Raw genomic sequence first — 12211 nt, 5'->3', positions numbered from 1 at the left:
AAAAAAGAGCCCCGTATAGGAGCTCTTGAATTACCGGATCTTCACGATTCTCCGGCATTGGTATTTTCCACATCATCGCTGCTCGTCTTCGTTACATGACTCAGGAATGTGGAGACACGACGCAGGTATTCCTTCGGATGCTCCCGGAAGATCAGCTCATGATGCGCACCATCCACAATCCATTCATCGGAATACGGATTGGTCTGGTTGGCAGCGAGCAGCTCCGCAATCGGGTAAGGAGCTTTCTCATCCTCGGTACCATGGATGAAGAAAATAGGGAACGGATAATCTTCCTTTTTCACTTCCTGATACGGAATCTGCTGCAATCCGGTCCCGTTCAGAATGGGGAACAGCAGATTCATAATCTGCAGCGTAGGTTGACGCGGCAGATCAATCTGATTATGGATGTTATGGTACAGTGTATCCGGCTCAAGCAGGAACGTGCTGTCCAGAATCATCGCATCCACATCTTTGGTAATCAGCCCAGTCTGGAGGGCTGTACCTGCACCCATGGAGAAGCCCCATACAACAAGCTCCTGAGCTCCGCGCTGCTTCGCAAACTGGATTGCGCCAAGCAGCTGCTGGGATTCGGCTTTGCCGCCTGTAGCGACAGCTTTGTTCACCTGGGAAGCGAAACCGTAATCGAACATCACCACATTGAAGCCAAGTTGATGGGCATAATGGGCAAGGTCATACATTGGTACCCAGGTTTCTTCACGATTCGCACCATATCCATGGCTGAATATGATGGTTTTGTTTGCATTATCGTCAGCCGGAATATACCAACCCTGCATTGTTCGACTGCCGTCTGCTGCCGGAAACGTGATGTCTTGATACTTCATGTTCTTGGCCTGCATGGGATTGGAGAAGACAGGCGCTACCGTTGGATTGGATAATACCCAAGCAATATAACCGTGTAGTGCAATGAAACAAAAGAGCAGAAAAAATACAACGGAGAGCAACAGCGCCACGACAATATGTTTGAACCGGATCAGCCTCGGTGATAACGAAGAAGGCAGATCTGACACTTTCGTTTGCAGCGGGGCTTCGCTCTGGGATGTCGGATACATGATTGCCCCTCCTTTAAAAATCAAATGAAGATAACAACGAGACGAACAGAGCGGATAAACGATTTTTCTGACTACGTATGAAGCAAAATCTTAATTTAATATATCTTTATCGTATGTTCCAATATAGTCAAAGTCAATTGATTGGAGCCATTTGTTACGCAATTGTTATATAGTTCTGAAGATATATGGTTAACATTTCCTTAGGGTGCAAATTGCAGGGGATTTTGATTTATAAAAAGAAAATATTTACAATTATCTCTCTTCCAATTGGCGCTTTTTAGTTTACAGATGAGACCGTTTCTCATATAATTTATGTAACCAAGTTTCATGTGATGAAACATGAGGAGGGCAATATGCCATGGAAGACCGAAAGTTAACCGTCCGGGCTGTAGAGCGGGCGCTGGATATATTATTGTGTTTTACAACGCGCAGTGATCTGGGACTCACGGAAATTGCCACTCAGATCGGTCTGCACAAAAGTACAGTCCATCGTCTGATGGCTACTTTGGAGGAGAAAGGGTTCGTGATCCGGGATGCAGCCACCGAGAAGTATCGACTCGGCATACGCATCTGGGAGCTGTCTGCCCATATGTCTCGCAGCGATGATCCTGCCATTCTGCTCCTTCCTGCGATGGAGCGGCTGAGGGATCGACTGGGCGAAACCGTAAGCTTATATCTGCGTGATGGCAGTGAGCGGATTCGGATTCAAGCTGTGCAGAGTGATCAGGCGATTCGCCGGGTGGCTCCGGTGGGAGTCAGACTTCCGCTATCCGTTGGAGCGTCCAGCAAAGTGCTCATGGCTTTTGCCACCGAGGAAGACCGTGAAGATCTGATGAATGGACCGGAATGGCCGGTATTTATCGATCCCAAAGTATATTTGGCACAGATGAAAGACATTCTGGAATATGGCTACGCAACAAGTTATGAGGAACGTGAACCGGGAGCTGCGGCAGTATCTGTCCCCATCCTGGATCGGAAAGGCAACATCGCTGCTGCCTTGTCGGTATCCGGGCCTGTTAGTCGCCTTTCCCAGGAGACGTTGCATGAATACGCACCTGTGCTGAAGGAGGCTGCTACACAGATGGGACTCATGTTATCCTGATTTTATTTTCTGAATATAAAGGTTGTTTTTATGATTCGGTTGCGCTACTCTGTAATGGACGGCCTAACGGGGCCAGCATAATTGAATATGCATTTGCGGCTTAAATGCTGCAACTTGTTAACGTTACTGGGGGAGTCCGAATTGTCCGGACTGAGACGGAATCGCATGAGATTCCGGACCCTTTGCACCTGATCTGGATCATACCAGCGTAGGGAAGTAATCGGCGATACGACCACGAACACCACATGATGTGACCTATGGATGGGCTCCGCTATGGAGCCTTTATAAGGTGCGTTATTGGTGATGGACATAAGCCGGTTCCCTTGGGAACCGGCTTTTTTTATATAGTAAACAGGCGGAAGAAGCTGCCAGAACTGCTTTTGGGCAAAGTACCGGGGAGCATCTGCCAAGCTTCTGGGATAGAGTTCATTTGCATTCACTGCCTACGTATTACTAAATGTGATGTCCCTGCTTTCTGTCGTATGGTCGCTCTTTCTTTATCTATGTTGTGGATGATTCGGGACAAGTGCGCAAGCATTTTAATCCAGACGATCACCAATGAGGAGGAGACAAGAGCGATGAGTAAAGGGAACAGAACGATGGGACAGGACGAGCAGGATCAGCAGTTGGCAAAAGAAAAAGGGGCGACCGGACGGGTTCAGCCCTTCCCGGGCAGCCGCAAAGTTTACATTTATGGCTCTCGACCGGACATTGCTGTACCGGAGCGTGAAATTGCCCTTCATGACACGAATACTCCCCAAGGAGTGGAGCATAACGAACCGCTGCGTGTCTATGATACGAGCGGGCCGATGACCGATCCCGGATTTCATGCCGATATCCGCGCAGGTCTGCCAGCGCTGCGTACGCGATGGATTACGGAGCGTGAAGATGTTGAAGCTTACCGGGGACGGACGGTAAAGCCGGAAGATAACGGTCTGAAGCCAGGATGGAAGCGAGCTGGAGCCGAGGAGTATCCAGGGTTGCGTGGTCAACCCTTGCGAGGAATAGCTGGGCGCAGCGTGACCCAGATGCATTATGCACGACAGGGAATCATCACGCCGGAGATGGAGTTCGCAGCCATTCGTGAAGGCGTGGAGCCGGAGTTTGTTCGACAGGAGCTGGCGAGTGGCAGGGCGATCCTTCCGTCGAACATCAATCACCCGGAGAGTGAGCCGATGCTGATCGGGCGTCATTTTCATGTGAAGATTAATGCGAACATCGGAAACTCTGCCGTATCGTCCTCTATCGAGGAAGAGGTGGAGAAGATGACTTGGGCGGTACGCTGGGGGTCAGATACGGTGATGGATCTTTCCACAGGCAAGGACATTCATACGACTCGGGAATGGATCATCCGCAATTCTCCGGTACCGATCGGAACGGTGCCGCTCTATCAGGCGCTGGAGAAGGTCAATGGTGAAGCCGAAGCACTGACCTGGGAGTTGTATCGTGACACGCTCATTGAGCAGGCAGAGCAGGGCGTGGATTACTTTACGATCCATGCAGGCGTGCTGCTGCGTTATATCCCGATGACCGCCAAGCGCATGACAGGCATTGTGTCACGGGGCGGGTCCATCATGGCAGCATGGTGCCTTGCGCATCATCAGGAGAATTTTCTGTATACCCATTTTGAAGAAATCTGCGAGATTATGAAAAGGTATGACGTGGCGTTCTCTCTTGGAGACGGGCTGCGCCCAGGAAGCATCTACGATGCTAATGACGAAGCCCAGATGGCGGAACTGGCTACGCTTGGTGAACTGACACAAATCGCCTGGAAGCATGATGTGCAGGTGATGATCGAAGGTCCGGGACATGTGCCGATGCACAAGATCAAGGAGAATGTCGATCTGCAAATGGAGATTTGCAAGGAAGCGCCGTTCTATACTTTGGGACCGCTGACGACCGATATTGCACCGGGATATGACCATATTACCTCGGCGATTGGGGCAGCGATGATCGGTTGGTTCGGTACGTCGATGCTCTGTTATGTTACGCCAAAAGAACATCTGGGCCTGCCCAATAAGGATGACGTGCGGGAAGGGGTTATCGCCTACAAGATTGCTGCACATGCTGCCGATCTGGCGAAAGGTCATCCGCGTGCCCAGCGACGGGACGATGCGTTATCCAAAGCACGGTTCGAGTTCCGCTGGCGGGATCAGTTCAACCTGTCGCTGGACCCGGAACGTGCGCTATCCTACCATGATGAGACGCTGCCGGCCGAAGGGGCCAAGGAAGCCCATTTCTGCTCCATGTGCGGGCCGAAATTTTGCAGCATGCGGATTACGCAGGATATTCGTGCTTTTGCCGCGGACAAAGGATTGTCCGAGAATGAGGCTGTGGCTGCGGGCATGCAGGAAAAGGCAGAGGAATACCGGACACGCTCCTAAGCGTTGTTACAACGCAATCTGGGCAGCCTGATATAGTGAAATGCCGTTCCTCTCCGTGATCGTGGAGAAGAGCGGCTTTAACCCGGTATGTGGTGTTCGCAGGCCAATGGCTGCTCCTGCACAGCATTTGCGGTGGGTATTCCTCCATGGCTTCCTCCAAGTGCTGCATAGTTCAGACGAAGTGACCCGTCAGGCCGTCAACCTGTGGCGGGTCACTTCTTTTTACGGTCGATGTATGTGAGGAGCGCAATAATTAACATTGCGAACACGATTACATCGTTGAAAGAGTAGCTCAGCCCCTAACGAACCGAGCACACGCTATTTGCCGTAATTTCCACAGGTCTGCGATTTAACGAATCATAGAGACGTTATTTCTTGAAATGCAAGTCCTGCTGTACTGGAAATCGCATGTCTTGACCCCATTAAGGTGGCTCAGGTTCGTTAAACTTAGCAGATCACGATAATTCTGATAATAAGACGCGCTGGGTTCGTTAGAGCTTTTGCTCCAATCTAGAGCAAGAGAACTTCTGGAACAAGTTCTTCAGATGAGATGTCGCATCACTGATTCATCTTAGGCGTGGCGTTACCGATATAAGCAGAGCTGGAAAATCAGTTTCAAATATCGACGCACCGCTCAAAAAACACTTACCGCTCACCGCTCAACATTAACGCCGAACTATGCTCAACTTCTTCTCCAAATAAGCCGCTAGCGAAGCCAACGGGCTATAGATCGCCAAACCTGTATCTGCTGTAACTCGCGCTGCTGCGGGAGCCATGGACAGTTGAGAGGCTACTACCTTGCTTCCCGGGGACTGCTCAGCAATCTGCTGCAATCCAGCACTCACCGCTGCAAGATAACCTTCCTTATCGCCTCGCATGATTAACTCGAATGTACCCGGTATCAATACCGATTCAGTCTCTACAGCATCAATCCCTTTTCGCTGTCCATTCTCATCATCCTGCTGCAAAGCCTGATTCACCCGTGCCATCGTTCCTTCAATCGTCGCAGGGTTGGTAAACGCCAATATGTATCTCCCCGGTACTCGCTTCAATTCCTGAAGTAATGGATCATCAATACCAACCACTGGGACAGGAACATGCTGTGCCTCTTGCTCAAGTACGGCTGCAAACAGGGTACAGGTGACGAGGATGGCATCTGCATGGCAGTGCGCGATCCATTGCAGCGTCTTTGATACTTTCTCACGCGTAACTGCCTCGGTGAAATCAGCATCATGTTTGAGGCGATCCAGACCCGGATCGACATAATGAACTAGTTCAACTTCATAAGGAGCGAGTGCTTCTTCAATCAGTGCAATGTTGGAATAGTGAGCGTGAAAACAGCCGATAGTCATCATCATATTTGCCCCCTGAAATGGATGTTGTCTCACTAAACTGCCGTAGATATTTAACCCATTATAGGGATGTGACCATAGACTGTACATATGTAAAATGCTGATGTAACAACAAATTAAAGCGAAAACGCGAATAACCGTTCATCCACAACTTCGCAGAGAACGGTGCAGCCAAGCAAGCAATTTTCATTTTGCTCATCATTTCATTTATCGCAAAGAAGGGGAGGCGTTCTTTTTAGCCATTTTTTGCTGCAAAATTTCATGAAAGGATAGACCTTGAGTGTTCTCATTCTCCTTTTTAGGAGCAACGGTCGCCGTGTTGCGCGGATATTGGTGGTGGTACGGGATCATTTGCTGAATAGGCATGCGGATCATCTTGGTTCCTCCTTTAATGCATTTTCGAATATGCATATGTGATTATTAAATAGCTTATGTATTCCAACAGGTTATCGTCTCTGTTACGCAAATAGGTATATGTGACTTGTTAGACGAAACAGGCAAATTAAGGTGTAATTCCAATTGGGTTGTAGTGATTTTACCCCGTATTGAGGAGATGTAAACGTTTTTAAAGAAATTCAGGAGGAAAGGACCGAATATGTGAGGTTTCGTATGGGAGGATAGAAGCGATTGTTAAGTGAATAGACCCAGTTTTGGGATTGCCAATTGTGTCGAAATTAAGACATATAGTCTGGTTGTATAGGTACGACATAAGCTAGCTAACTTGGTACCATGGTCGGTTGTCGGGTGCATATTAGGGCAATTTTCGACGGATAGACAAAAGGGAAAATTCAAAAAGCCGCCAGGAAAACCTGGCAGCCTAACAGCATTTTGCATAAATCCATGAGCGGAATTTCATTGCTGAGATACAGATACAGATATAAACAGTCCAATTCGGATTAAGAAATGATCATGATCACTTTTCTTCTTATTTTTCGCGGCGAACAGCAATATACAGGTCTACTTGTACGTTCTCAGGATCGAGACTTCGCTCATCATACAATTCGAAATCTCCGGTAAACGTGCGTTCCCCCTGTTTCTTCCAGGCCCACACCGCACCCCAGGCTTCACCCACGACTTCGGCCATCGGGCCCTTTCTGGAGGTGAACACCGCATATGTTGCAGGCGGCAGCTCAACGGTATCCACTCCCTCAGGCAACGATTCATCCGGGCCCACTTCATGTCCCACCAGTATGGTGTATTCTCCATGTATGCCATCCGTATAGTCAGCGTAACAGCCATAGCGTGCCGCTTCAGGGGCGGGTTGATGATCTGAAGCGAAGTAGCTGTTCCAAAGTCCCTGAATGCAGCCTTTGCCACTCATCTCAATGGCGTTGGTTGTTCTGGCGGACACACCCGCAAGGCGTTTTCCTGGCAGTGTGACATACCGAATGGGCTCTGTGGAGAGCATATTGTCGCGCGTTACTTGATTAAGCCCATCGGACCCATTCGAATGTTCTGCTGGAAATGCCACGTTCCGTTCAATACCAGCTGCATGCCATCTTTTCAAAAAAGGAAGTTGGTTGCGCAGCATTGACCTTGCTGACTCCTCGTCCATACCTTCTTGGCTCAGGATGGCGGTGCACATTTCAATCATGCCTTCCAGCGTAATATCGGGCTGCTCAAACTTGCCTTCTTTATAACAATAAATACAGTATTCGCGGGTTGTAGTACTATCCGTTTCTGTTCCGAATTGGGCAGGCGTAGTGAGTGGCATTCCACAGCTCTGGCATACGGTGACGTTCATAATCGATTCCTCCTCGTTATGTAAAGCTTGAATATAATAGAAGTATAACGGGAGGAACTGGACACCTGTCTGTCAGGTTCGAGGCGGGGCATTATAATTTTGCACAATTTGTTCGGCAATTCTACGAATCTCTTCTCGAATATGCAGTGGCTCCAGTACTTCGACATCTGCGCCAAATCCAAGAATGAACCCGTACAGCCAGTTGTCCTCCGGAAATGCGACCTGGCTGATATAATAGCCCTCATCATCCGGGATGACGCTCTCTATGCCAAACCATTCCACTGCGATGTGACGGATACGCGCATGGAATCTGAGGGTCAGAGGCACCTTGTTATCCGGGGTTGCCCAATCCTGCTGCCAGGGTCTGTCCTGCAGGTTAACCGGCTTGCGTTCGAAGTTTCCTTGGGCAAGAGCGACGTCTCGCATGCGGACCAGCTTGAACATACGGAACTCGTTGCGTTCGTGACAGAACGCATAGAGGTACCAGGAATGCTTTTTGAGCACAAGGGTATGCGGATCGGTCGTTCTATGGGTCTGGGTACCTTCGGCACTGCAATAGGTAAATGTAATGGGCCGCAGTTGATCCATGCCCTGTTCAATGAGCTGGAGCTTGATTTGCAGCGCTTCGGGATGCGTCCACATCGAATAATCTACAATAAAGCGGCTGGTATTGGCCTGGAAATCTTCATTTTTTGCTTCAGGCACGATACTGCTGAGTTTCTCCATCAACAGGTCTCGTGCCACATTCGTATGGGAGGTGGAGACACTGCGCAGCGCAGTGACAATGGAGGCCAGATCTTTGTCGGTCAGCACATTTCGGTCAAGCCGGTAACCTTCTGCAAGGCCAATACCACCGCTTGCACCCTGATAGGTGACGACAGGAATACCCGCCTGACCCAGCGTATCTATATCCCGGTAGATGGTACGAATGGACACCTCAAACGTATCCGCCAAATCCTTGGCCTGCACCCGGCCACGATTGATCAACAGCACGACAATGGCTAATAAACGGTCCAGTTTCATATATTGGATTCCCTTCAATCATTTATAAGTTGGATTCAGATATGTTATATTGTTGAGCATCACATATAGGAGTGGAATAAGCAATGAAACGTATTACGATTTTGATCGCAGATGATGAAGTTGAGATCGCTGATCTGGTTGCATTGCACTTGCAAAAAGAAGGATATCACATCATCAAGGCATTCGATGGGAAAGCGGCGGTTCAAGCCGTTCAGACACAAACGATCGATTTGGCTATTTTGGATATTATGATGCCTGGTATGGATGGATATGAGGTAACCCGCAAAATTCGAGAGCAGTATCACCTGCCTATTATTTTTCTAAGCGCCAAAACCTCGGATATGGATAAAATCACTGGGCTCGTGATGGGCGCAGACGATTACATGACCAAGCCATTTAACCCGATGGAACTGGTCGCCCGGGTCAATTCCCAGCTGCGTCGTTCACTTCAATTCAGCCAGTCTGTACCGATCCAGCGTTCCATTCTGGAGAAAGGCGGCCTCATTATCTCGCCAGATCAGCATAGCGTCACCCTTTATGGCAAGCCCATCGAATTAACACCGAAGGAGTTTGACATTCTGTATCTGCTCGCAAATCATCCCAAACAGGTGTTCAGTGCAGAGAGCATCTTTGAACAAGTGTGGGGAGAGGCTTATTATGAGAGCGGCAATACCGTGATGGTTCATATTCGGACCCTGCGCAAGAAGCTGGGGGAAGATGTAGACAAGAACAAGTTTATCAAAACGATCTGGGGTGTGGGGTACACATTCAATGAATAAACGCAGAAGTTTTCGAACAACCATGATTCTGTTGCTTGGTCTAAGCATGCTGGCATCTGGCGCGATTACCTTTGGGGTATATAAACTGATGCAATACTATTACACCGGAGTGCGTGCGGAAGATCAGTTAGCCGAATTTCGTCACTTTATGAAAAGCATAGGGGATATTTACTTTTTCCTTATCCTGTTCATACCGCTTGCTATACTATTTTTCTTCTGGTTTACGAAGCCATACGTTACCTATTTCAAAAATATCTCCACAGGTATCCGGCAACTCGCGAGTGGAGATTTCCAGCACCGTGTGCAGATTTCGACGAAGGACGAGCTGGGGGCAATTGCAGAGGATATCAATCTGGCAAATCTGAAGCTGAAGGAAGCGGTAGAACGGGGAGATTTTGCGGAGAGCAGCAGGGACCAACTGGTAGTAAACCTGGCGCATGATTTGCGTACGCCCCTAACGTCAGTATTGGGTTATCTGGATCTGTTGATGAAGGATGATCAGCTGACGGAAGAGCAGGTCAGACACTTTACAGCGATTGCTTTTACCAAATCCCAGCGGCTTGAGAAACTGATTGATGATTTGTTTGAGATTACACGAATGAACTATGGCATGTTGCCAATTGAGAAAAAGAGACTTGATCTTAGCGAGCTGCTGAGGCAGATGAACGAAGAGCTGTACCCCGTTTTTGAAAAGAACCACCTGGTCACCCGACTGCACATCGATTCCGAATTAACCATCTCCGGCGATGGTGAGGTGCTTGCACGCGTGTTTGAGAACCTGTTAATCAATGCGGCACGTCACGGTACGGATGGTCTTTATGTGGATATTCATGGGCATCGTGATGCAGGACAGGTTATCATTCAGATCATGAACTATGGTGGTCATATACATCCAGATGATCTGCCTCATATTTTCGATATGTACTATACCGGGGATCGGGCGCGGACACCTCAGGAAGGTGGAACAGGTCTAGGACTTTTTATCGCCAAAAATATTGTGGAGCAGCATGATGGGAACATTTCAGCCCAAAGTGATGTCGTACGGACCGTATTTGAAGTTCGGTTACCTGCGCTGGATTGAAGTTATATGCCGAATTTAAGAAAAACTTTAGAATTGCCCTGCTTTTTTTTAACTAGTTTTCTCTATCCTTGATAATACGAGGTAAAGGAGGAACAAGGGATGAAGAAGTGGGGATTTTTGATATGTATCATTGTACTGGGATATATTTTTTCCAAGTCACCTGCATTGTTTGAGCAGAAGGAAGAAGCGAATCTGCAAATTCAGAATACGGCTGAAAATCGGGCGGGATATACCAAAACCATTAACGTGGATATGAAGAATCAAGTACATAAAGGGAATTTACTGCTCGTCAATTCGGAGTATCCTGTTCATGCGGAGGGTATTAGAACGGACATTGTGAATTTGGCTGAACAACAAGATCTGGTTCGTGGATACGGCTTGCTGGATCACAATATCATGTTGTCAAAGTACGTAGCGCAAGCGTTCGAGAAGATGATTGAAGCTGCCTCGAAAGATGACGTGCGTTACTTCATCATCAGCAGTGGTTATCGAGACTTTACGAAACAGGAGCAGCTTTACGAGGAAAAGGGTTCGGACTATGCGCTTCCTGCGGGTCACAGTGAACATAATCTGGGCTTGTCCATGGATATCGGCTCTACCCTGGCTGCCATGAGTGAAGCGCCAGAAGGAGCTTGGCTGGAGAAGAATGCATGGCAATACGGATTCATTTTACGTTACCCGAAGGATAAAGTGCACATCACTGGCATTCAATATGAACCTTGGCATTTTAGGTATGTGGGACTGCCGCACAGTGCCATCATGTATCATAATCACCTGGTGCTGGAGCAGTATTTGGAGCTGCTGCAACAGAAAAAGAGCATTTCCGCTGAAGTCGGGGACAAGCACTATCATGTGCGTTATTACGATGCATCCAAAGAGAAGAGCATTAACGTACCTGAACACGGTCAATATGAGATATCGGGAGACAACATGAACGGAGTTGTCGTGACAGTAGAGGAATAAACAACAAGATATACACGGAGGTTCATTATGAAACCTAAAGAGTTCAATATGAAGATCGTTTGGGTGGCGGCATTCATCATCTATCTGTATCTGTTGACCAAGCTGATTCTTTTCAAGGGACATACGATGGATTGGAACGTCGTTAGAGTTCAACTTATGACGTTCGCGCAACAGCCGGATCTGATTCATACGCGTACCGTTAACCTGACGCCATTTCAGGAAATTTCAAGAGACTGGCATAGCTTATCGTTACATCGTCCGGGTACGGCAATTCACCTGCTCGGTAATATCATGGCCTTTATCCCGCTGGGTATCTTCATTCCAGTGCTGATGGGTAACAAGCTGTTGTCAGGGGCAAAGGTGCTTGTACTTTCCTTGCTCTTAAGTTTTGCTTTTGAAGTGACACAGCTATTGACGGGTATGGGCATATTCGACGTGGATGATCTTATGCTGAATACCTTTGGTGGGGTGATTGGTTATGTCCTGTATACGATGCTTATCGGTCTGAAACGCATAATTGTAGGTGGAGCGGCTGGCACCGCGAGAAAAGAGTATAATTCCAATCAGAGTCGCGTGTAAGGAGGGGGCGTACACGCAATCCCTGGATCAAGCTTCACATTACATTGGACATTAAAGGCAAGTTGGCATCAAGCATGAGCATGCCCCTATTCATTCTATAAAAAAAAGCTCCCCGTCACCGTGCAGAACGCACG

11 protein-coding genes, 1 pseudogene and 1 riboswitch are annotated in these 12211 nt (G+C 48.2%); of the genes and pseudogenes, 6 read left to right on the top strand and 6 right to left on the bottom strand.

The genetic code is table 11. The features are described 5' to 3' along the window. Window positions 1-41: 41 nt before the first annotated feature. Complete coding sequence (locus Q0V21_RS31360; RefSeq protein WP_079348878.1) at window positions 42-1070, bottom strand: alpha/beta hydrolase; 1029 nt, start codon at window positions 1068-1070, stop codon at window positions 42-44. A gap of 358 nt (window positions 1071-1428) precedes the next feature. On the opposite strand from Q0V21_RS31360, the gene Q0V21_RS31355 reads away from it, so the two are divergent. Both Q0V21_RS31355 and thiC read left to right on the top strand, forming a co-directional pair. After that, window positions 1429-2172: an IclR family transcriptional regulator gene (locus Q0V21_RS31355; RefSeq protein ID WP_024633007.1), complete on the top strand. Its 744-nt coding sequence runs from the start codon at window positions 1429-1431 to the stop codon at window positions 2170-2172. Window positions 2173-2290: 118 nt separating this feature from the next. Further along, a riboswitch (TPP riboswitch) is annotated at window positions 2291-2404 on the top strand. 367 nt (window positions 2405-2771) lie between these two features. Continuing rightward, a complete protein-coding gene (gene thiC, locus Q0V21_RS31350; RefSeq protein ID WP_301882490.1) occupies window positions 2772-4556 on the top strand; it encodes a phosphomethylpyrimidine synthase ThiC in 1785 nt (594 codons plus the stop codon). 212 nt (window positions 4557-4768) lie between these two features. Here thiC and Q0V21_RS32960 read toward each other — a convergent pair whose 3' ends face one another. The 5 genes from Q0V21_RS32960 to Q0V21_RS31330 form a co-directional block, all read right to left on the bottom strand. Beyond that, a complete protein-coding gene (locus Q0V21_RS32960) occupies window positions 4769-4828 on the bottom strand; it encodes a putative holin-like toxin (protein WP_367620559.1) in 60 nt (19 codons plus the stop codon). Window positions 4829-5221: 393 nt separating this feature from the next. After that, window positions 5222-5914, bottom strand: a complete 693-nt coding sequence (locus Q0V21_RS31345) for an aspartate/glutamate racemase family protein (RefSeq protein WP_301882373.1) — start codon at window positions 5912-5914, stop codon at window positions 5222-5224. Window positions 5915-6115: 201 nt separating this feature from the next. Then, entirely contained in the window at window positions 6116-6283 is a 168-nt protein-coding gene (locus tag Q0V21_RS31340; protein WP_179132768.1) for a hypothetical protein, read from the bottom strand. Window positions 6284-6833: 550 nt separating this feature from the next. After that, window positions 6834-7652: a zinc ribbon domain-containing protein gene (locus Q0V21_RS31335; protein WP_301882371.1), complete on the bottom strand. Its 819-nt coding sequence runs from the start codon at window positions 7650-7652 to the stop codon at window positions 6834-6836. Window positions 7653-7724: 72 nt separating this feature from the next. After that, window positions 7725-8675 carry a helix-turn-helix transcriptional regulator gene (locus Q0V21_RS31330; protein WP_301882370.1) on the bottom strand — a complete coding sequence of 317 codons (951 nt, stop codon included), beginning with the start codon at window positions 8673-8675 and terminating at the stop codon, window positions 7725-7727. A gap of 83 nt (window positions 8676-8758) precedes the next feature. Here Q0V21_RS31330 and Q0V21_RS31325 point away from each other — a divergent pair, with 83 nt between their 5' ends. The 4 genes and pseudogenes from Q0V21_RS31325 (at window position 8759) to Q0V21_RS31310 (ending at window position 12077) form a co-directional block, all read left to right on the top strand. Then, window positions 8759-9454 (top strand): response regulator transcription factor, encoded by a 696-nt coding sequence (locus Q0V21_RS31325; protein WP_024633012.1) that lies wholly within the window; start codon window positions 8759-8761, stop codon window positions 9452-9454. Beyond that, on the top strand, window positions 9447-10535 hold the full coding sequence (locus Q0V21_RS31320) for a HAMP domain-containing sensor histidine kinase (protein ID WP_301882369.1): 1089 nt from the start codon (window positions 9447-9449) through the stop codon (window positions 10533-10535). Before Q0V21_RS31325 ends, Q0V21_RS31320 begins: the two co-directional genes overlap by 8 nt. Window positions 10536-10634: 99 nt before the next feature. Next, a pseudogene (locus tag Q0V21_RS31315) lies at window positions 10635-11295 on the top strand (M15 family metallopeptidase); the annotation flags it as partial. A gap of 230 nt (window positions 11296-11525) precedes the next feature. After that, window positions 11526-12077 carry a VanZ family protein gene (locus Q0V21_RS31310; protein ID WP_079348885.1) on the top strand — a complete coding sequence of 184 codons (552 nt, stop codon included), beginning with the start codon at window positions 11526-11528 and terminating at the stop codon, window positions 12075-12077. The last annotated feature ends 134 nt before the right edge of the window (window positions 12078-12211 follow it).

The sequence above is a fragment of the Paenibacillus sp. 11B genome, assembly GCF_030487755.1.
Lineage (GTDB): Bacteria > Bacillota > Bacilli > Paenibacillales > Paenibacillaceae > Paenibacillus > Paenibacillus vandeheii.
This window is presented reverse-complemented; position numbering and strand designations above follow the sequence as displayed.